This window comes from Halorubrum rutilum, from assembly GCF_042665015.1.
GTDB classification, from domain to species: domain Archaea; phylum Halobacteriota; class Halobacteria; order Halobacteriales; family Haloferacaceae; genus Halorubrum; species Halorubrum rutilum.
This window is the reverse complement of the sequence record NZ_JBHTBL010000002.1, coordinates 52,287-72,062: the sequence shown is the minus strand read 5'-3', so window position 1 is coordinate 72,062 and position 19,776 is coordinate 52,287. Positions and strand designations below refer to the sequence as shown.

The following is a 19,776-nucleotide window of genomic DNA, read 5'->3' as shown; positions in this document are numbered from 1 at the left end:
GTGCCCGCTAACTCAGCCACCCATCAAAAAAGCAAGTGAATGGCTGACGTACATGGCGTAGCTACGTGCCATCCTCTTCCTCCGGCACGACATCGTTCGGGTCGCCTACCATCGCTTGCCCGAACATCACCAGTCCCAGTATCACCAGTATCGTGAGCACGAAGCCGATAATGAACCCAATCACTCGGAACCGACCTCCTCGACGAGTAACGGATGGTAGTGCTGTATCAGGCGGGTCATCTCCTCAGCCACGGCTTCAACGAACTCCTCGTCTGGCTCGCGGTCCAGCATCTCAAACTCCAGGTACACCAGATTACTGTTCGGGCGGTGTTCGTCGCTCGTTTTGTAGCCCTCCAGTTCGCCAGCGTGTGCCGCGACGACCTCCCGAACCTGGTCCTTCTCGTCGGTATCCGACCCAAAGAGGCCGATACTCACGGTAGCCCGTCCCTGTTCCACCATACGCGGCGTGAATCGATAGAGAACCGAATCAGGATGCTCCGGATGCTGTGAATGGAAGCCGAGCCGCCGGGACGCTGCCCCGCTCATATCTCCCGGCCTCTCGTGGCGCGTTACATCCGAGACTTCGGCAAAAACCCGGTCACGAACGTTTCGAATCAGGTGGGAGTAGTCGACCTTGCTGTCCTCGGGCTGAACCCTCGACAGGGGATAATCGACGACCGTCGAAGCTACCAGAAACTCCCGTTCATCGTCTGTCTCGAATCGCTGCACTGCAACGCACTGGACGGCCAACCCCTGCTCAAGCAGGTACCGGGCGTTGTTCTCGGTGCGCGAGGTGATTTCCTCGGCGAGGATGACCATTCGTTGGTGGGTGTTGAACTCGGACTCCTCGACATCACCACCGAGCGCGGTCTCGTGGGCTTCCTTGAGCGTGTCCTCGACAACCGCCGACTCGCTGACCTCCCACTCGTCCCGGACGTTGGCTTTGTACTCGCGGTAGATGTCCTCCAGGTCCGCGTACTCGTAGTTGCTGAGGTCGGAGGCGTAATTCTGGGGCTGGCTGAGAATCGTCTCCTCGCTGGCACTCCCGGAGCCGCTCTGGCCTTTCTTGAGTTCAACCACGACGACGTTGCCCCACTGGTCGAGCGCGAGCAGGTCAGGGAGGCCGGTACTGAGACTGTACTGCCGACCAAAAATCAGCAGTGGCTCGTTCAGGATGACTTCGGGGTTGGCGTGGAGCCATGACTCCAGTTGCCATTCGGTCTCGACTGCTTCGCGGTCCAGCTCCAGCGTGCGCGGTTCGTCCCGGTCGCGGTCGAACTCGAAAAGGCGCATGGCGGCTTCAACGGGGCCATAGTATATTGGATTTTTCCAAGTCTTGGAAGTTTCCAATACGGCGTTGATGGGTCGCTGTGCCGGATTTCCCGACGTGAGTCTAATCGGCGAGGCAAAGCTGAACATCCTCTTGACTCTCCGCGAGGAGCCCAGTTATGGCTACGAACTACAACGTGAACTGGGCCTGAATCGCGGGACTGTCTACGTCCATCTGGATGAACTCCGCGAGGCTGGAATGATTGAGGTTGACCGAGTCGAAGACGACACGAAGTACTACCGTCTAACCGAGAACGGAGAACAGTTGCTTGACGCGCTCGGTGAATAAGAAGGTGGTCAGCAGTCGACGATTTCTGACCACTCACACCCGCACGTCTCGCAGGTATAGCACTCCTTCGTGACTGACCCCTCGGGTTTCTCGAACATCCATACGTCACTATCGTCGCCGCACTGGGGACACGCTTCTTCGACCTTCCGAGCGATGGGCACGGGACTCACCCCTCCGGTGCTGGGCGAAGGTCCCGCCAGCGAAAGCCGTGCGTCGACCCGTCCTCGAACTCCACGGTGAACAGGTGCGCGTCACGCTCGTCGCCCGTCTCCTGACCCGCATCATCCTCCAGCACGTCCACGACCTCGCCATGCCGACCGTGGAACTGGTCGAAGTCGGGGTCCTCGGTGTCAGGGATGTCGACCCTCACCCAGTCGCCCGGCTCAAACCGTCTCATCGTTTGCCTCCTGACGGGGTAGGCTCCTGTCTCTGACGGTTACCGACACTAACCGGTGCGCGAAGAACACGCCGAGGAGAACTGCTTCGTCGGCGTCGTCGGTGGCGGGGTCGACCTCCTCGGGACAGCAGTCGAGACACCAAGTGCGTCTGGGTGTCCAGCCGCCTTCGTCGTACCAGGTCACGTACATCCCAGCCTTGTCCCCGTGCTGGATGCGAGCGGAGCACCTATCGCAAATGTGGCCAGTACCGACACCGTTCATCGCCGCCGCAGGGTCAGGACGGCTCATTCGTCGTCGCCCTCCAGAATCCGCTCGAAGTTGTCCTCCGTCACGTCGATAGCCCGCTCGACGTACTCCTCTTGACCGGTGACTCGTCCGAACCACCGGAACACAGGATACCAGCGCCTGAGCCACCACCGCATCAGGCGGAAGTACCGGTTAAGCATCACTGACCACCTCCCGACGCCACGCATCGAGGTCTGACGTTCTGAGTGTCCACCTGTCCTCGGGGAGATTCGCTATGACTTCGCGCTTGAATTGCTGGTAGTGGGTCGTGGCGAAGTCGTCGTCGAAGGCGTGTGCGAGTATCGCTATCGCCAGGGTTGCAGGACCGCTTCCACCATATCCCCACTCGAAGCCACTCGGAGATGCTGAAAGGAGGTCATACCGACAGTCCAGCGGTTCACCATCGACCGTGACTGTACACTCCTGGCCGACTGGTGCGGTCGGGTCCCGGCTTCCTTGGTAGACGTGTTCCGTCGAAATCCCGGACTGTTCCCCTTCGTCCGAGGGTCGTGGACGGGTGTTTCCACCGGTCGAACCCAGGGGTTGACGCGACATCATGCCACCTCCTCCAGCCGGTCCAGTGCGTCACGAAGTTCGTCGGCGGTCCGGGCAAGTTCCTGGGCCTGCTGTTCGAGGTTGGCGGCGTTCGCGTCGAAGTCGTCAGCCGTCTCCGCGAGCCGGGCTTCAAGCGCGTCGGTGTCGACCTGACCCACTTCGATACGGACACGCCGAATGTGCTTGCACTCGTCGACACCGTCTCGATACTCGAAGTCCGGGCACGTACACGCTGGCTCGCGGAGGTCGACGGTGTACTCGGAGCCACTTTGCGTCGTGACTGAGAACAGCGCATCCGCCTCCTCGATGACCGTCATGTGTTCGGTCGCGGCCCGGAGGGTTCGCGGCTCGATGTCGGGCTGGACCGATTCTGAGGACATCAGGCTTCACCCCCTCGCTGTCGCACGTCTCGAACGTAGACCCGACCACGTGCCCTCTCGGCGTGCTCAGTACAGCAGGGGTCCTCCGCATACCCGCGACCCGGCGCGTTGACGACGACTGTGTGGGTGGCCTCGCGGTTACACCCGAGTTCCCGACACGTCGCCATCACGCGTCACCTCCGCTGTCCCGAACGGGAACCCAGTACGGCTCGTCGGAATCGAACTTGACGACGCGCTCGAAGTGGGCGTCCGCATCCGCGAGGTCAATGGCCTGCTTCGCCGCCGAGAGCGTCAGGGTTCCGCTCTTGAACGTGTAGCCCTGTTCGAGGACGCTGGGGTCGGTCGTCAGTCGCACGTCCACGACCGGACCGAACTGCCGCTTATTCACGCACCCAGCGCGGGAACTCCACGGGCCTTTGAGCGTGACCTGCTCGCCGTCGACCGTAGTGACCTCGAACGACCGACCGCTGTAGCCACCATCGTTGCCGTCACCACTCCAGGCGAAGTAGGACACGAAACCGTCCTTGATGCCACACCAGATACCGTCCTCGTGCTCGAACCGGAGCTCGGAACGGTCCGGTATCTCGTCGACGAGCACCTCCAGCCGAGGGTCGTTGCCCACATCTTCGCGCCAGTCGACCTGGGCATCCTTCAGCTTCATCGCTGGCCCTCCGGTTCGCACGTCTCGGGGAGGTCGCGCTCACGCAGGACCTCTACCCGACACCGAAGGCACTTGACGTAGCGTTCGCAGTACTCCGTCTGACCCTCGCGTCGTCGGTGAGGGTCGGGATGCTTGCCGGGCACCCACTCCGTCTTGTCGATTACCAGATGCGGGCCGACTCGCTCCGCATCCGGATGTCTGTTCGACAGCGTTTCCACTCTGGAACTCGTATCTGACATTGCTTCCTTGGCTCCCAGGGAAGCCACAGACCGGTGCTCCTACCACCGGTTCTTGCTCCGGACTATGTCCGATAGCTGTTGCTCTGTGGGTTCCCTATGTAGTAGTAGAAGGGATAGAAGTATAAAATATCTTTAACCAGCTAATTCTGCGGAGAAAGCGTTACTACGGTACTTCATATTTCGTCGCTGATAGCAGTACGCTCCGGTCTAATGCTCACCAGTAATTGTCATCGGAAGCCCGCTCCGGCCTAACCGGTAACGATTCCCAACACTCGGAGAGGACGCTTACTCTCAAAAGTTTGTTTAGAACGTCTGAAAGCATTTAATTCGAGCAAATACTCCTTTCCCCATTATACTGTTGTAACATGGGGGAATCCAATTTCGTCGAATTAATTAGTTTGAGGGCTCAGAAACGAAGTATCTCTCTGCTGGTCGTCCTCGTCCCTCCGATTCCTTCCGTACCTCAAGCCGTCCTGCTTCTACCAGTTTCTCCCGGTGGCGCTTGACCTTCGAGTACTCCCTCCCAAACTCGTCCTTGAAGTCGCTCGCTGTGGGAGGAGTCTCCCGGTTCTTAACGAACTCCAGCAGGGTCTCCCGAATCTCCTTCGCCTCCCGTTCACGAGCGATGGCTTGGTTCAACTCATTTCGCAAGTCCGGTACACTCAGCGGCTCGTAGTCTCCAGTGAACTCATCCTCGAAATTCACCTTCCTCGTCAGGATGTATGCCCGGACGCCATCCTTTCGTGAGGGCCGAATCCGATGGAGCGCGTCTCTAAGCTCTCCCACGCTCTTCTCGTTCTGGAACGCCTCCTTATCGAGACCAGCCAGGAGAGCCTTTGCTATTGCGTCCTCGTTCCGGAGGCGAGCCATCCCGAACAACACGACGGAATCACAATCCTCGAATCGGTTACTCCCCGTCAGTCCGAAATAGTGGCCGACTTCGAAGTCCTCGCCCTCCGTGTATCCCTCGTCTTCCAGGAACTGGCGTACGTCGTCCTTGAGGTCCTTTTTTACTGCGACAAACGTTTTGACCCCAGCGAGGCGTTCGCGCTGGATAGCCAGGCTGGTCAGCTCCAACAGGTTCTCCCACAGCCGTCCCCTCTTGCGAAGTTGAGTGACACCTGCGGAGCGAGTCTTCAACTGAAGAACGTCCACGGGGGGCGCGTAGTCGTCGGATATCGTAACCACCGGAAGGTCGAATATCGCTTCGACTACCTCGGTTTCCATCTCGGTGGCCAGCACGAATACTGGTTTCTCGCGGGCGACTTCACGGAGCGTTTGTGTCCGCATCCATCGAATCCGGAGATACCCGTCGTCGGTGATGTGCCAGAACGACTCAGGGGGGTTCTCAACGGGAAGGTGCTCGTCCGCTTGCTCGACGTGTTCCCACGCCTGTTTGACGTGGGGGATGGCCCCGAAAAGTTTCCGGACGACTTCGGTGTGGCTCGAATCGTCTCGGTCGGCGTGGACCTTGCTGAGTTCACGAGTGAGCGTGTTGACCACGTCCTCATCCCGGCACGCCTCGTACGCGATTTTCCATGCGTCGAACTCGTCCCGCGAAGTACCGTCTTTCATCGCGGACTTCAACTGCGACAACGCTTCATCTACCTTCGTTAGTAGGCGCTCCTCTACGGGAGGAGTGTCGCGGCTTAACAGTGCGTGAACGGTCCTTCGAGAAACGCTAATGGCCTCCGGTGAGAACGTCTCGGTCTGCTCGACGATTGTGTCCCAGGGCGACTCGTCGATAAGCACACTGTTGATACCCTTCCACTCGTCGAGCACTTTCGGGAGGTAGAGGAGATGCTGGTGGACGGCGGTGAAGTTTTGGGCCCCCTGCCCTCTGATTCGACGATAGCTCTCCCAGTATTGACAGTCCTCCCGATACTCACATCCATCGCACCACTCGGAACTTACATCGGGATGTACATTGGCGTGACGACCCTGATAGTCCGGGTGGTCACACACCTGGTCTTTTCCCTCGAAATGAATCCTGAAGATTCCCTCGAAGGGCTTGATGGCCGCATCCTCTTTGATATCCGTGTGTCGCGGTCCGAAAAGCGCAGTCGGGTTGATATGATGGGCTGAGGTCTCCATCCCACCGAGCGTCTTCCCGGTGCCTTGAATCGTTTTAACGTGAACGACGAAGGGGGTATCCTGCGACCATGCTTCGGAGTATCGAATAAGACGCTCGGCAACTTGCTTACTGAGGTACTCCGCGACATCGTCACGGTCATCGCTGACGGTTATCGTATGACGCTCGGGAACCTCAGGCGGTAGTGATTCCTTCGTCGTTGAGGGATTCTCGTTCATGTGTCCTACGGGACCGTCTAAGGTGGGCACCCGCCGGAGCGAAACAACCAAGCCCGACCGCGTACAATGATTACACGGAAGGCCCGGCCCATCCGACGGCTTCCATTGCCGAGCAGGCCCCTTTTGCTCGGCACTTCCCACCCGTTAGTTACTGCTCTCCACCTCCTCGATGAGCCATGACACCGTCGCGTCGTAGTGGGGGTGGGACTCCTGCTCTTTGAGCGAGGCGAGCGCGTCCCGCGTGCTCTTGTCCAAGCTGACGGTCGTTATGTCCATGATTCTGTATTAATAAGACGGGCTACTCCCTTTATACCAGTTTTTCCGGGTCGCCTCTTTCTATCGAGGCCGTCATAGGTAGGCGCATCCGTCCCAGTGTGGCGAGACCTGTAGTAGATACGACCTGTAAGTCTGCTCTGCGGCCTCCGAACCCCGTCTCTCTGACAGATTCATCAATTATTCTTGTGACTAATTAAAATATAAATAACCGCGAGACACGACCAGACTGAGCTATTTAAGTCGTACTGGTAGAGTCATCAGACAGGTTGGTCTGACAGATTCACCGGTGATGGGTCGTGGTCTGCGTGGCACGTATCGAGATTCAAATCGCAAGACTCCGGTCGGATGCTATCAGCGGGAAAATCAGAGCGCGACACAACTCCAGCACCGTCTGCAACACAGGTCCCGTGTAGAGAGTGAACCCAGGAGGGGTGGGGAGGTGTGACGCCTCCGGAAAGAGGAGCCTCGTCAGGGGGTAGGCGGTGGCTTCGTCACGCCTCGTCGTTGAACTGGTCGAGTCCCGCATCGTCGTCATCGAGGTCGCACCGCCAGGGGTCGTCGGCGTCTGTCGGTTCCGTCGCGTGGTCTATCTCTTTGTCTGTGAACTCGATTTGGTCCTCACGGTAGCCGTACTGCTCTGCTCGAAGCACCTGTCGTCGCCATCTGTCACCGACCTCGGTATCCTCGTTCGGTCCCGTTCGTGAGCCATGAATCCTGAAATGATGCCAATCCCTCCCCCTCGCCGACCCCGGGTAGGAGTGGCGGTCTGCGACGACCCTGCCGATTCTGCCGTCTGGGTCGAGTTCTGCTTCGGATACAACCGGGTCGAACACCGTCTCGTGGTCCTCTTCTTGGTCAGCCCTGACGCGGTCTTGTGCCACGGAGTCGAACGCCCCATTGGCATACGTACTCTCGCGCGAGGATGGTGCTCGGGCGGCTGCAAGCGCCGCGTGAATGGTACAGATGCGACCGCGCCACGAGTCGGGGTCCCAACGTTCCGTCGCCAGTTCCTCGTACCGCTCAATCAAGAGCGCGACCTCGTGACCCGCTCGCAGGTCTTCGATGACGAACAGGTTCAACCGCTCGAAGACGTACTCTGTCAGCCCGGACCGGGCCAACTCCCACGCGGCCCATGCTGTTTCTTCCTCTGCGCTACGCCTCACCCCTTTTTGCAGTAGGCTGGTAACGATGTCGCGGCGGTAGCGGCCACGGGTGAGGTACCAAGGCCGTTCGTTCCCCCAGTCGTCGACTAACTGTTCCTCGTCGTTCTCGTCGTCGTCCGGTTCTTCGAGTTCGCCGTCATCGCCGAACCGGTACTGGTCGTTGTTGCCACTCATCGGTCTTCTGGGGGCCTGAGAACCCGATTAAAAATAGGGTTTGATGGGAGTTATGGACTTCTGAGGCGGCTGAAACTACTCTTTCCGTCTACAATCACCCCATCCTGTCGAGTGCATCTCGCCGGTCACTCACTGGCGCAGCATCGTATTTCATCGTGGTCTCTGGACGCAGATGCCGGAGTTGAGCTTGCGTAGCCGCGAGGTCTTCTTCCCGAGTCATGTACGTCCCGACTGAGTGACGGATAGAGTACCAACTAACGTCACGACGAGCAGTGTCAATCCCAGCGATGTCACAGAGTTTTCGGAGAAGCCTCCCGAGTTGCTTGGAGTCGTACGGCTTCTTCTTTTGCGTAAGCCAGAGTGCGTCTGTGCCATCGTACTCGGGATAGTGCTCTCGTTCCTGAATCCAGCGGTTGAGTGCCTTCGCTGTTTTCCGGCGGAGAGACACCTCCCAGTTGGCCTCGTTTTTCGCTGACTCGTCTTTCGGGATGCGGAGGACGGCGTTGTCACTGTCCACCCATCCGGTTCGAGCGTTCCCTACTTCGACCGGACGTAGACCGGCATCAAGGCTGGTCCAGACGAGTGAGGTGACCTTCCACGATGGGATGTCCGCCCAGTCGTCGGTGCCAACATCGTCGACATCTTTCTCGTGATACTCCGCTACCAGTGGTTTGAGGCGCTCTCGGCGTTCCTCGTCGGTTTGGACAGTCTTGTAGGAGGGAATCGTTCCGTACTCCAGCGCAGTTTGGCGTAGCTTGCGGCGTTCGTCTTCCTTGAAGAAGTCTTGGGGCTTCTGCGAGTTCGAGACGGTGAAAGCCCTGTCCGGCTCCCACTCCGGCTCTCCGAACTCGTGGTGACGCCACTTGAAGTAGCGTTTCAGCGCGTGGAGCGTATGGTGCTTGTGTGACTGGCTCTTGTCGGAGTACGCCAGTCCCTCGATGTACTGATTAGCGTGCTCGATGGTCATTACGGGCACGTACTCGTCTTTTTTCTCCCAGACGGCGCGTTCGAAGTAGCTGACGCGATACATCGTCCGCTTGGCCGTCGCCTGCGAGTATCCCTCGATGTCTCGCGTGTCTTTGCCTTCGAGGAGGAGCCACTTGGCGAACTCCTCTCGGCGCTCTCGGTAGTCGAACTCCTGTTTGGAGTCGAGCATCCGCGAGGCGGCCTTCGGGACGAGCGGGAAGGTTATCTCTACGGTGCGTTGCTCGAATGGACTCAAATCGTCGTCGGACTCGTTTTGCATGGTTGGTAGGTCACGAGTCCATCAAAACCGAGGGACGGAACGGGAATTTGCGAGAGTGGATTACTGGCTTAGCGGCGCTTAGAGTGGCTCTTCTTGAGTCCGCCGCCGTTTCCGGGCTTGGCTACCCTCGCACGCGACCCGGCGTTCGGTTCCGCAGGTCTTTATCCCGTCGGTTCGGCGCCGACCAGCCGCGCCTCGAACCCGCCAGACGGCGACTCGCCGAGGTCCACGGTCCAGCCGTGCGCGGCCGCGGCCGCTCACAGCGCGATCATCGCGACGCCGACGACGGCGAGGAGGGCGGCGACGAGGCGGACGCGGAAGTAGCGCTCGCCGAGGAGGACCCCGCCGAGCACGACGGCGACGATCGCCTGCGTGTTGATCACGGGCGAGGCGACGCTCGCGGGGAGCGACGCGAACGCGACGGTCGTCAGGTGCTCGCCGAGCGCGACGAGCGCCCCGGCCGCGACGAACTTCGGCGCGTCGCCTCGGGAGACGGCCGGCGGGGTCCGGACCGCGGCGGGGAGCAGGATGAGCCCGGCCCCGGCGAGGAGCAGGGGCACCCACAGCGTGCCGGGGATCGCGAGCTCCTGGAGCGCCACGCGCTTCCCGAGGTCGGCGACCGCGTAGCACGCCGCGCTCACTAAGGCGAGCTGGGCGGGCCGGGAGCGGGCCGCGCTCGCCAGGGGCGCGAGCAGGCTCCCCGGCTCGTAGTTCGCGACGTAGACGGCCGCCGTGGTGACGACGACCCCGGCGACCTGGACCGGCGCGAGCACCTGCCCGAGCAGCAGCACCTCCAGCGGGAGCACGAACATCGGGACCACCTTGTTGATCGGCGCGACGTAGGAGACGTCGCCGTCCTCGATCGCCCGCAGGAAGAGCACGAACGCGGCCGCGGTCGCCGCCGCGGTGCCGGCGACGACGGCCGCCGCCGCGGGGTTGACCGCCGCCAGCGACCGCGCGATCGCCCCGGGCGCGCCGAGCGGGTCGCTCGCGAGCGCCCCCGCGCCGAGGTCGTTCGTCGCGACGGTCACCGGGAGGAACCAGGCGATCGCCGACGCGTTGATGAGCACCGTGAGCCCCGCCGGCGGGTAGCCGGAGAAGGAGCGCTTGAGCGCGAAGACGTAGGTTCCCCAGACGACCGCGGCCCCGATCGCGGAGAGGAGACCGAGATCCATCGATCGGCCCGACGCCCGGTCGCGGAAAGAAGCGTTCGATCCGGTCGCGAAACGGTTAGGTCGCTGGCCCCGAGACGCACCCGCATGGACGAACACACCCGGGACCCCGGCGTCGCCCCGCCGCTCGGGAACCCGACCGGGTGGCACGCCGCCGGCGAGGGCGAGGGGGAAGGCGGTTCGGCCCCCGACGACGCCCGGCTCGCCGGCGGGCACTGGGAGCACGCCACGCTCCGGCGGGCGACCGAGCACGGGGTGCGGCTGTTCAACGCGGGCGAGTACCACGAGTCGCACGACTGCTTCGAGGACGAGTGGTACAACTACGGGAGCGGGACGACGGAGAGCGCCTTCCTCCACGGGATGGTACAGGTCGCCGCCGGCGCGTACAAGCGGGTCGACTTCGAGAGCGACGAGGGGATGCGGTCGCTGTTCGAGACCGCGCTGGAGTACCTCCGGGGCGTCCCGGACGACTTCTACGGGGTCGACGTGGGCGAGGTGCGCGAGACCCTGCGGGCCGCGCTCGACGACCCCGCGGCGATCGACGGGTGGCGGATCGCCCTCGACGGCGCGCGCCCGGAGGCGTACCCGGCCGACTACGAGTACGCCGAGCGGATCGACGGGGCGCAGTAAATCCGAACGCGACTTACCCGCCGAGCGCGTGTCACGGGTATGGACGTGTACGACCTGGGCGAGGGCGAGCCGGAGGTCGCGGTCGTCGGCGCGATCCACGGCGACGAGCCCTGCGGCGCCCGCGCGGTCCGACGGCTCCTCGACAGCGACCCCGACGTCGAGCGCCCGGTGCGGCTGATCGTCGCCAACGAGGCGGCGCTCGACGCCGGGGTGCGCTACCTCGACGCCGACCTCAACCGGGCGTTCCCCGGCGACCCCGACGCCGACGCCCACGAGGAGCGGCTCGCCGCCGAGCTCCTCGACGAGATCGGGGACTGTACCACCCTCTCGATCCACTCGACGCAGTCCTCGGCCGAGCCGTTCGCGGTGATCGACTCGATGGACGAGGTCGCCCGCGCGGTCGCGCCCCACCTCCCGGTCGACGTGGTGATCCAGACCGACGCGTTCACCGAGGGCCGGCTCATCGAGCACCCCCACACGCTGGAGGTGGAGGCCGGCCTGCAGGGCTCCGACGGGGCCGCCGACAACGCCTACTGGCTGACGCGGGCGTTCCTGGCCGCGACCGGCGCGCTCCCGGCCCCGGGCGCCGACGGCGCCGTCGACGCGGGCGGCCGCGACGCGGTCGAGGTGTTCCGCCTCCGCGACCGGATCCCGAAGCCGGAGGCAGAGACGTACGAGGTGTTCGCGCGCAACTTCGAGCGCGTCGAGGTCGGCGAGGCGTTCGCGGCCGCCGGCGACGAGCAGCTCCGCGCCGACGAGCCCTTCTATCCCGTGTTGCTGTCGTCGTACGGCTACCGCGACCAGTTCGGCTACGTCGCCGACCGGGTCGGGACGATCGAGTGAGCGCGCCGGCGGCCGAGCGACCGCCGGGCGATCGAACCGCGATCGGACGGGACGAGGCGCCTACTCGACGAGTTCGATCTCGTCGTCGCCGTTCGGGACCACGCAGACGAACGCGCCCGTCTCCTCGCCGTCGTTCCGGTACCAGTGCTCGACGCCCGCCGGGATGAGGAGCGCGTCGCCGGGGGCGACGACGCGCTCCTCGTCGCCGATCCCCACGACGTACTCGCCGGCGAGTACGTACTGCTCGTGCTCGACCGCGTTCGTGTGGCGGGGGACCGCGGCGCCGGGCGCGAGCTCGAACCGCCGCATCGCGAAGTGCGGGGCGCCGTCCGCCTCGTCGACGAGCACGCCCTTCCGGAGCCCGTCGGCGGCGTCGACCGCCTCGTAGCCGACCTCGTCGGCGCGCTTCAGGACCGCGTCCGCGGCGGTCGTCGCCTCGTCGGTGGTGGAATCCTCCATACCGACCGATCGGCGGCGAGGAGGCTTATAAACGACGGCGGGACGCGGTCGGGGTCCGTCGGTCGGAGCGGCCGTCATGCGTTCCGGTCCCTCGCCCCCGGACGTTTAACCCCACACCCGACCAACGCGGGGACATGCGAGGACTCAAGATCGGGACGGCGCTGGGGATCCCGGTCAGGCTCAACTGGACGTTCCTGATCGTGTTGCCGCTGTTCGCCTACCTCATCGGCTCGCAGGTCGGGATGATCGCCGAGGTGATGAACGACGCGCTCGGCGCCGGGATCGACCCGGCCGCGCTCGCCGGCGGGCTCACGCCGTGGGTCCTCGGGCTGGCGGCGGCCGTGGGGCTGTTCGTCGGCGTCCTCCTCCACGAGTTCGGCCACTCGGTCGTCGCCATGCGGTACGGCTACGAGATCGAGTCGATCACGCTGTGGCTGCTCGGCGGGCTCGCCAGCTTCGCCGAGTTCCCCGAGGACTGGAAACACGAGTTCTGGATCGCGGTCGCGGGGCCGATCGTCAGCGTCGCGGTCGGCGTCGCGTGTTACGCCGTGTTCGCCCTCGCGCCGGTCGGGTCGAACGCCGTGCTGTTCGTCTTCGGCTACCTCGCGCTGCTGAACGTGGTGCTGGCCGTCTTCAACATGCTCCCGGCGTTCCCGATGGACGGCGGGCGGGTCCTCCGGGCGCTGCTGGCGCGGAACCAGCCGCACGCGCAGGCGACCCAGCGCGCCGCCGCGGTCGGGAAGGCGTTCGCCTTCGTGATGGGGATCGTCGGGCTGCTCGGCTTCCAGCTGCTGCTGATCGTGCTCGCCTTCTTCATCTACATCGCCGCCTCCGGCGAGGCCCAGCAGACCACCCTGAAGGCCGCCTTCGAGGACGTCACCGTCGGCGACGTGATGACCGGCCGCGAGGACCTCCACACCGTCAGCGAGGACACCTCGGTCGCCGAGCTGATGAGCCGGATGTTCGAGGAGCGCCACACGGGCTATCCCGTGCTCCGCGGCGACGACCTCGTCGGGATGGTGACGCTGGAGGACGCGCGGTCGGTCCGGGAGGTCGAGCGCGACGCCTACCGCGTCGACGACGTGATGGCGACGAACGTGGTCGCGGTCGGCCCGGAAACGGACGCGATGACCGCGCTCCAGACGATGCAGGAGAACGGCGTCGGCCGGCTGCCCGTCGTCGACCGCCAGGAGCGGCTCGTCGGGATCATCTCCCGCTCCGACCTGATGACCGCGTTCAACATCATCCAGACGGGCGGCACGCCGAGCGTCATCAGCGGGCGGCGGCAGATCGGCGACGACCCCGACGTGTTCTGAAGCGACCGAAAGCGACTCCTCGCCGCCGGCCGAACGACCGAGCATGAGCGAGTCGGACGCGGCGTCGACGGTCCCGGTCACGGTGTACACCCGCGAGGACTGCGCCCTCTGTGACGCCGCCCGCGAGACCATCGAGGAGACCGCTGCCGGGCTCGACGTGGCGATCGACCTCGACATGGTCGACGTCGACGAGGACCCCGAGCTCGCCGAGGAGTACGGGGAGCGCGTCCCCTACGTGCTGATCGACGGCCACCCGGCGTTCAAGTACGAGGTCGACGAGCGCGAGCTGCGGCTGAAGCTGCTCGCGGCGTCGTAATCCGCGGTTTGAAAAAACGGGACTGGCCGCTCGACTCCTTACTCGGCGGCGTCGACCGTCTCGGTCTCCGCGCCGGGGGCGTTCGCCTTCACCTTCGTGACGGCCTCGACCGCGTTCGACCGGGAGGCGTACCCCTCCCCGGAGTCGGCGAGCACGTTGCCGTTGCGGTGGCGGAGCCGCCAGCGCCACTCCTCGGCCGCGTCCTCGTAGACCTCGAAGGCCGCGTCGCCGACCTCCAGCACGTCCGCGTCCGGGACGTGGGCGCGGACGCGCTCGATCGCGTCCGTCGCGTTCGACTTCGAGGCGTACCCCTCGCCCGAGTCGGCGATGACGTTGCCGTTGCGGTGGCGGAGCCGCCAGCGGTAGTCGCCGCCCTCGTCCGCGTACAACTCGAAGGTCGCGTTCGCGTCGCCCGCGGCGTCGGCCGCCTCGTCGGCGTCGAGGTCGGCGACGGCGGCGTCGGCGGCGTTCGACCGGACGCTGTCGAGCCCCTGGCGGGCCTTCGAGCGCGACGAGTACCCCTGGCCGGAGTCGGCGAGCACGTTCCCGTTCTCGTGGACCAGCCGCCAGCGTCACTTCCCGGCCGCGTCGCGGAACAGCTCGAAGGCGGTCGGATCGACGCGGAGGTAGTCCGCGGCGGCGACGTGGTCGCGGACCGTCGCGAGCGCGCGCTTCGCGTTCGACTTCGAGGCGTACCCCTCCCCGGAGTCGCCGACGACGTTGCCGTTGTCGTGGCGGAGCCGCCAGCGCCACTCCTCGGCCGCGTCCTCGAACAGCTCGAACGTCGCCGCGCTCTCCGGCTCGTCGTCGCTCGGGACCGCCACCGCCGGCTCCGCGGCGTCCTCTGGCTCCGGCCCGTCGTCGTCGGCGACGGGCTCGGCCTCCTCGACCGCGGTCTCGATCCGGAGGAGCCCGGCGCCGCGCGCGTTCCGCCGGACGCTGTGGAGCCCCTGCTGGGCCTTCCCGCGGCTGCTGTACCCCTGGCCGGCGGTCGCGATGACGTTGCCGTTGCGGTGGCGGAGCCGCCAGCGCGGCCTCCCGCTCGCGTCCTCGAACAGCTCGAACCGGGCCTTGCTCTCGCGGAGCGACGCTATCTCGTCGCGCGCGGCCGCGACGTCGGCGTCGAGCTCGTCCGCGCGCTCCTCGGCGGCGGCCAGCTCCTCGCGGGTCGCGGCCAGTTCGTCCTCCGTGGACGCCAACTCCTCCCGGGCCGCCTCCAAGTCGGCGCTCGTCTCGTCGCGCTCGGCGGTCGCCGCGGCCGCCTCGCCCCGCATCCGCTCGTAGTCCTCGTACACCGGGTCGGAGAGCAGCGGGACGACCGTCCCCGCGAGCCCGACGAGGAGCAGTCCGACGCCGTACAGCGCGATCACGGTCGGGTCGCCGGACGCGGTGAACCAGCCGTCCGGGAAGATGTTCACGAACCAGACGACGCCGAGGACGCTCACCGCCGTGCCGAGGTAGCCGAGAAACGTCCCGGTCCGCCGCAGCGGGAAGCGGATCACGGCCCCGAGCATGACGAACGGGGGCGCGAGCGCCGCGAGCGCGTACCCGATGCCGCGGGCGGCCGTCGCCGATTCGGTGAGGAAGAACACCGCCACCCCGGCCAGGCCGAGCAGCACGCCGAACCCGAACAGCCAGTAGCCGTTCACCTCGTCGGTCGTCCGCGGCGTGCCGATTCGCCGTTCGTACAGGCCGCCGTTCCGATCCCGTTTGTCAGTCGTTCCCATACGAAGGCCTCTCCGGCCATCCGGTTATAAATAGGGGTCGCGGCGGCGGTCCTCTGGCGCTCCGCCGGGCTACCGCGACCCGAGCGTTTACCCGTCGAACGGTCCCTCGTACGGGCATGTACGCGCTCAGAGGCGGGCGAGTCGTCGACGCGGCGGGAAGTCGCGAGGCCGACGTGGCGGTCGCGGGCGGCGAGATCGTCGCGGTCGGCGACGCGGAGCGCGTCGACGAGGCGGTCGCGGGGATCGGCGACGGCGACGGGAGCGACGCGGTCACCGAGGTCGACGCCGACGGGAAGATCGTCGCGCCGGGGCTGATCGACGCGCACGTCCACCTCATGATGGACGGGCGCCCGGACGTCTCGACGGCGGTCGCCGACAGCGACTACGCCGCGAGCTACCGGGCCGCGAGCAACCTCGAAGCGGCGGTCGAGGCAGGGGTCACGACGGTCCGCGACCTCGGGAGCCGGGGGACCCTCGCGCTCGACGCGGGCGAGGCCGTCGCGGCCGGCGACATCGACGGTCCCCGCGTCCTCGCCTGCGGTCGGAACGTGATCATGACCGGCGGCCACGGCAACTGGTTCGGGCGCGAGGCCGACGGGCCGGCCGAGGTCCGGAAGGCGGCCCGCGAGCAGCTGAAGGCGGGCGCGGACGTGCTCAAGTGCATGGCGACCGGCGGCGTCCTCACCGAGGGCGCGGTGACCGGCGCCCCCGAGCTGACGCCCGAGGAACTCGACGCGTTCACCGACGCGGCCGCGCCGACGGACACGCCGACCGCGGCCCACGCCCACGGCGAGGCGGGGATCAAGAACGCGGTCGAGGCCGGCATTTCGAGCGTCGAGCACGGCACCTTCATGGACCGCGAGGCCGCCGAGATGATGGCCGACCGGGGGGTCTACTGGGTCCCGACCGCGAGCGCGCTCCGCGGCATCGTCGACAACGGCGTCGAGGCCGGGATCCCCGAGGACGCCGTCGCGAAGGCCGAGGACGCCGCCGACCGCTTCGACGACGCCTGGGACCACGCGCTCGACGCCGGCGTGCCGATCGCGATGGGCACCGACGCCGGCACGCCGTTCAATTTCTTCGCGGACGTCCCGCAGGAACTCGCGCACATGGTCGACTACGGTCTCTCGCCCGAAGCGGCGCTGGAGGCCGCCACCGTCGACGCCGCCGACCTGCTCGGGCTCGACGACGTGGGGGTGATCGAAGAGGGGTACCGCGCCGACCTCCTCGTCCTCGACGCCGACCCGACAGAGGACGTCGAGGCGTGGCGGGAGCCGGAGGCGGTGTTCGCTCGCGGCGAGCGGATGGTGTAAAAGAGAATCTTTCTCGGTCGGCGCGTGCCGACGAGCGGCCGGAGGCCGCGAGTCGCTCGCGCGAGGGAGTCGCTGGCGGCTACTGCCGCCAGCGACGAGGCTGGGGAGGTGCGAGGTGCGGGGCCGTTGCGGTCGGGTGGGATTCAAAGGGGCAGCCGCGAGGACGAAGCCCGGCGCAGTAAGCACTGGAAGGAGCGAGTGAAACGAGCGACTGAAGCGCGCAACAAGCCGCGCGAGTCCTCGCGGCTGGGGCTTTGGAGATGTTCACTGCTGATCCATCATTATCTGCTTATAAACGAGCGGCTGGGGCTTTGACAGCCTTCACCGCCGATCCGCAATCAGGTATTTATAAGCGAGCGGCCGGGACTCCTGAGGCCTTCACCGCGAAGTCCGAACGGAAGCCGAACCTGTATTATTAACCCGAGCCGCCGCAAGGATCGCCCGATGACGAGCGCGCAATCCGGGTCGTCGCCCCGGCACGCGGACCCGGACGAGAACCCCTACGTCGAGGCGCCGCCGACCGACTTCGAGCCGGTCGAGGAGCTCTCGGAGGGCGAGGCCGCCGAGCAGGCGTCGCTGCTCCGGGCGGCGGTCCGGGAGCACGACCACCGGTACTACGTGGAGGCGGACCCCCTGATCCCGGACGAGACGTACGACCGGCTGTTCGCCCGACTGGAGGCGCTGGAGGACGCGTTCGACCTCCCGACGGAGGGCTCCCCGACCCGTCGCGTCGGCGGCGAGCCGCTCGACGAGCTGGAGACCGTCGAGCACGTCGCGCCGATGCGCTCCATCGACAACGCGACCGACGCCGACGCGGTCCGGGAGTTCGACGAGCGGGTCCGGAGCGGGCTCGACGACGAGGGGTTCGACCCCGACGACGTCGCGTACGTCTGCGAGCCGAAGTTCGACGGGCTCTCCGTCGAAGTCGTGTACGAGGACGGCGTCTACGCGCGGGCCGCCACCCGCGGCGACGGGACCGAGGGCGACGACGTCACGGAACAGGTGCGGACGATCCGGTCGGTCCCGGGGCGGCTCCGGGGCGACCCGCCGGCGACGCTGGCGGTCCGCGGCGAGGTCTACATGCCCCGCGACGCCTTCGAGGCGTACAACGAGGAGCTGGTCGAGCGCGGCGAGGAGCCGTTCGCGAACCCCCGCAACGCCGCGGCCGGGACGCTCCGCCAGCTCGACCCCGCGGTCGTCGCCGAGCGCCCGCTCGACGTCTTCTTCTTCGACGTGTTGGCGTGGGAGACCGGCGAGGAGCGGGCGGCCGGAGACGAGGGCGGTGACGAGTCCGACGCCCCGCGGCGCCCGGACGCCCACTGGGCCGAGTTCGACGCGTTCGACGCCTTCGGGCTCCGCCGGACCGACCGGGTGGAACGCGTCGGCGACGTCGAGGCGGCGATCGACTACCGCGACCGCCTCATGGCCGAGCGCGACGACCTGAACTACGAGATCGACGGCGTCGTGATCGCGGTCGACGACCGGGCGCACCGCGAGGCGCTCGGGTCGACGTCGCGGGCGCCGCGCTGGGCGTTCGCCCACAAGTTCCCGCCCCGGACCGCGACGACGACCGTCGAGGGCGTCACGGTCCAGGTGGGCCGCACCGGGCGGCTCACGCCCGTCGCCGAGCTCGACCCCGTCGACGTCGGCGGGGTCACGGTGTCGCGGGCGACGCTGCACAACCCCGCCGAGATCGAGGCGCTGGGCGTGAACGTCGGCGACCGCGTGCGGATCTACCGCGCCGGCGACGTGATCCCGTACGTCCCCGAGGTCGTCGAGAAGCGCTCCGAGGGCGCCTACGAATTCCCCGAGCGGTGCCCCGTCTGCGACGCTCCCGTCGAGCGCGACGGCCCGCTCGCGTTCTGTACCGGCGGGCTCGGCTGCCCGGCGCAGCTGGAGCGGGCGGTCGAACACTGGGCGCGGCGGGACGCGCTCGACGTCGAGGGGCTGGGTCCCGAGCGCGTCGAGCAGCTCCGCGAGGCCGGGCTCGTGGAGTCGCTGCCGGACCTCTACGACCTGACGGTCGAGGAGCTCGCCGCGCTGGAGGGGTGGGGCGAGACGAGCGCCGAGAACCTCGTCGCCGAGCTGGAGGCGACGCGGGAGCCGCCGCTCGACGCCTTCCTCGCCGGGCTCGGGATCCCCGACGTGGGGGCGACGACCGCCCGCGCGCTCGCGGCGGAGTTCGGCGACCTCGACGCGATCCTCGACGCCGACGAGGAGGCGCTCCGAGCGGTCGACGACGTCGGTCCCGAGGTGGCCGACTCGATCCGGACGTTCCTCGACAACGAGGAGAACCGGGCAGCCATCGAAGGGCTCCGCGAGCGCGGCGTCGAGCCCGAGTCGGTCGAGGTCGAGTCCGGCGACGCGCTCGACGGGCTCACGTTCGTCTTCACCGGGTCGCTGTCGACGACGCGGAGCGAGGCGCAGGCGCACGTGGAGGCGCACGGCGCGGACGCCACGTCGAGCGTGTCGGGCAACACCGACTACCTCGTCGCCGGCGAGAACCCCGGGCGGTCGAAGCGGGACGACGCCGAGGACGAGGGCGTTCCGGTGCTCGACGAGGACGAGTTCGCCGACCTCCTCGCGGAGCGCGGCGTGGCGTGGCCCCCCGAGGAGTAGAGAGCGCCCCCAACGCCGTCCGTCGGGGTCGGCGCGACCCGCAACCCTTTATCCGGAGACGCGGGAACGGAGGGGT

The 19,776-nt window shown here is 66.2% G+C and carries 21 protein-coding genes and 1 pseudogene; 7 read left to right on the top strand and 15 right to left on the bottom strand.

Annotated features, from left to right (window positions below; genetic code table 11):
• Window positions 1–61 precede the first annotated feature (61 nt).
• Together ACFQMF_RS03185 and ACFQMF_RS03180 are read right to left on the bottom strand one after the other, a co-directional pair.
• Window positions 62–184, bottom strand: a complete 123-nt coding sequence (locus tag ACFQMF_RS03185) for a hypothetical protein (RefSeq protein ID WP_256407743.1) — start codon at window positions 182–184, stop codon at window positions 62–64.
• Complete coding sequence (locus ACFQMF_RS03180; RefSeq protein WP_256407744.1) at window positions 181–1,293, bottom strand: PDDEXK family nuclease; 1,113 nt, start codon at window positions 1,291–1,293, stop codon at window positions 181–183. The genes ACFQMF_RS03185 and ACFQMF_RS03180 overlap by 4 nt, the downstream gene beginning before the upstream one ends.
• Before the next feature lie 94 nt (window positions 1,294–1,387).
• Between ACFQMF_RS03180 and ACFQMF_RS03175 the strand changes: the two genes are divergently transcribed.
• Window positions 1,388–1,618, top strand: coding sequence for a PadR family transcriptional regulator (locus ACFQMF_RS03175; protein ID WP_256407745.1), 231 nt, complete (start codon window positions 1,388–1,390; stop codon window positions 1,616–1,618).
• A 166-nt stretch (window positions 1,619–1,784) separates the two neighbouring features.
• Here the strand turns inward: ACFQMF_RS03175 and ACFQMF_RS03170 are convergent, their stop codons facing one another.
• From ACFQMF_RS03170 to ACFQMF_RS03120, 11 genes are all read right to left on the bottom strand, one after another.
• Entirely contained in the window at window positions 1,785–2,015 is a 231-nt protein-coding gene (locus ACFQMF_RS03170) for a hypothetical protein (RefSeq protein WP_256407746.1), read from the bottom strand.
• Window positions 2,002–2,304 (bottom strand): hypothetical protein, encoded by a 303-nt coding sequence (locus ACFQMF_RS03165; protein WP_256407747.1) that lies wholly within the window; start codon window positions 2,302–2,304, stop codon window positions 2,002–2,004. Before ACFQMF_RS03165 ends, ACFQMF_RS03170 begins: the two co-directional genes overlap by 14 nt.
• Entirely contained in the window at window positions 2,301–2,462 is a 162-nt protein-coding gene (locus tag ACFQMF_RS03160) for a hypothetical protein (RefSeq protein ID WP_256407748.1), read from the bottom strand. Before ACFQMF_RS03160 ends, ACFQMF_RS03165 begins: the two co-directional genes overlap by 4 nt.
• On the bottom strand, window positions 2,455–2,856 hold the full coding sequence (locus ACFQMF_RS03155; protein WP_379791547.1) for a DUF6166 domain-containing protein: 402 nt from the start codon (window positions 2,854–2,856) through the stop codon (window positions 2,455–2,457). The genes ACFQMF_RS03160 and ACFQMF_RS03155 overlap by 8 nt, the downstream gene beginning before the upstream one ends.
• Window positions 2,856–3,236, bottom strand: coding sequence for an SWIM zinc finger family protein (locus tag ACFQMF_RS03150; RefSeq protein WP_256407750.1), 381 nt, complete (start codon window positions 3,234–3,236; stop codon window positions 2,856–2,858). Before ACFQMF_RS03150 ends, ACFQMF_RS03155 begins: the two co-directional genes overlap by 1 nt.
• A gap of 166 nt (window positions 3,237–3,402) precedes the next feature.
• Window positions 3,403–3,897, bottom strand: coding sequence for a hypothetical protein (locus ACFQMF_RS03145; protein WP_256407751.1), 495 nt, complete (start codon window positions 3,895–3,897; stop codon window positions 3,403–3,405).
• Between the two features lie 632 nt (window positions 3,898–4,529).
• On the bottom strand, window positions 4,530–6,446 hold the full coding sequence (locus tag ACFQMF_RS03140) for a helix-turn-helix domain-containing protein (protein ID WP_256407752.1): 1,917 nt from the start codon (window positions 6,444–6,446) through the stop codon (window positions 4,530–4,532).
• Between the two features lie 144 nt (window positions 6,447–6,590).
• Entirely contained in the window at window positions 6,591–6,722 is a 132-nt protein-coding gene (locus ACFQMF_RS03135) for a hypothetical protein (protein ID WP_256407753.1), read from the bottom strand.
• A 491-nt stretch (window positions 6,723–7,213) separates the two neighbouring features.
• On the bottom strand, window positions 7,214–8,059 hold the full coding sequence (locus ACFQMF_RS03130) for a hypothetical protein (RefSeq protein WP_256407754.1): 846 nt from the start codon (window positions 8,057–8,059) through the stop codon (window positions 7,214–7,216).
• Between the two features lie 94 nt (window positions 8,060–8,153).
• On the bottom strand, window positions 8,154–9,305 hold the full coding sequence (locus ACFQMF_RS03125) for a tyrosine-type recombinase/integrase (protein ID WP_256407755.1): 1,152 nt from the start codon (window positions 9,303–9,305) through the stop codon (window positions 8,154–8,156).
• A 257-nt stretch (window positions 9,306–9,562) separates the two neighbouring features.
• A complete protein-coding gene (locus ACFQMF_RS03120) occupies window positions 9,563–10,480 on the bottom strand; it encodes an EamA family transporter (RefSeq protein ID WP_256407756.1) in 918 nt (305 codons plus the stop codon).
• 84 nt (window positions 10,481–10,564) lie between these two features.
• On the opposite strand from ACFQMF_RS03120, the gene ACFQMF_RS03115 reads away from it, so the two are divergent.
• Complete coding sequence (locus ACFQMF_RS03115) at window positions 10,565–11,107, top strand: DUF309 domain-containing protein (protein ID WP_256407757.1); 543 nt, start codon at window positions 10,565–10,567, stop codon at window positions 11,105–11,107.
• Between the two features lie 39 nt (window positions 11,108–11,146).
• Window positions 11,147–11,950: a M14 family metallopeptidase gene (locus ACFQMF_RS03110; protein WP_256407758.1), complete on the top strand. Its 804-nt coding sequence runs from the start codon at window positions 11,147–11,149 to the stop codon at window positions 11,948–11,950.
• 60 nt (window positions 11,951–12,010) lie between these two features.
• On the opposite strand, the gene ACFQMF_RS03105 is transcribed toward ACFQMF_RS03110, so the two are convergent.
• Window positions 12,011–12,409 carry a cupin domain-containing protein gene (locus ACFQMF_RS03105; RefSeq protein ID WP_256407759.1) on the bottom strand — a complete coding sequence of 133 codons (399 nt, stop codon included), beginning with the start codon at window positions 12,407–12,409 and terminating at the stop codon, window positions 12,011–12,013.
• A 134-nt stretch (window positions 12,410–12,543) separates the two neighbouring features.
• Here ACFQMF_RS03105 and ACFQMF_RS03100 point away from each other — a divergent pair, with 134 nt between their 5' ends.
• Window positions 12,544–13,725 carry a CBS domain-containing protein gene (locus tag ACFQMF_RS03100; RefSeq protein ID WP_256407760.1) on the top strand — a complete coding sequence of 394 codons (1,182 nt, stop codon included), beginning with the start codon at window positions 12,544–12,546 and terminating at the stop codon, window positions 13,723–13,725.
• A gap of 43 nt (window positions 13,726–13,768) precedes the next feature.
• Window positions 13,769–14,041 (top strand): glutaredoxin family protein, encoded by a 273-nt coding sequence (locus tag ACFQMF_RS03095; RefSeq protein WP_256407761.1) that lies wholly within the window; start codon window positions 13,769–13,771, stop codon window positions 14,039–14,041.
• Between the two features lie 38 nt (window positions 14,042–14,079).
• On the opposite strand, the pseudogene ACFQMF_RS03090 reads toward ACFQMF_RS03095, so the two are convergent.
• Window positions 14,080–15,768: pseudogene (locus ACFQMF_RS03090) on the bottom strand (YegP family protein).
• Between the two features lie 116 nt (window positions 15,769–15,884).
• Between ACFQMF_RS03090 and ACFQMF_RS03085 the strand changes: the two are divergent.
• Complete coding sequence (locus ACFQMF_RS03085) at window positions 15,885–17,081, top strand: metal-dependent hydrolase family protein (protein ID WP_256407762.1); 1,197 nt, start codon at window positions 15,885–15,887, stop codon at window positions 17,079–17,081.
• 444 nt (window positions 17,082–17,525) lie between these two features.
• Window positions 17,526–19,700 (top strand): NAD-dependent DNA ligase LigA, encoded by a 2,175-nt coding sequence (ligA, locus tag ACFQMF_RS03080; RefSeq protein ID WP_256407763.1) that lies wholly within the window; start codon window positions 17,526–17,528, stop codon window positions 19,698–19,700.
• Window positions 19,701–19,776: the final 76 nt, after the last annotated feature.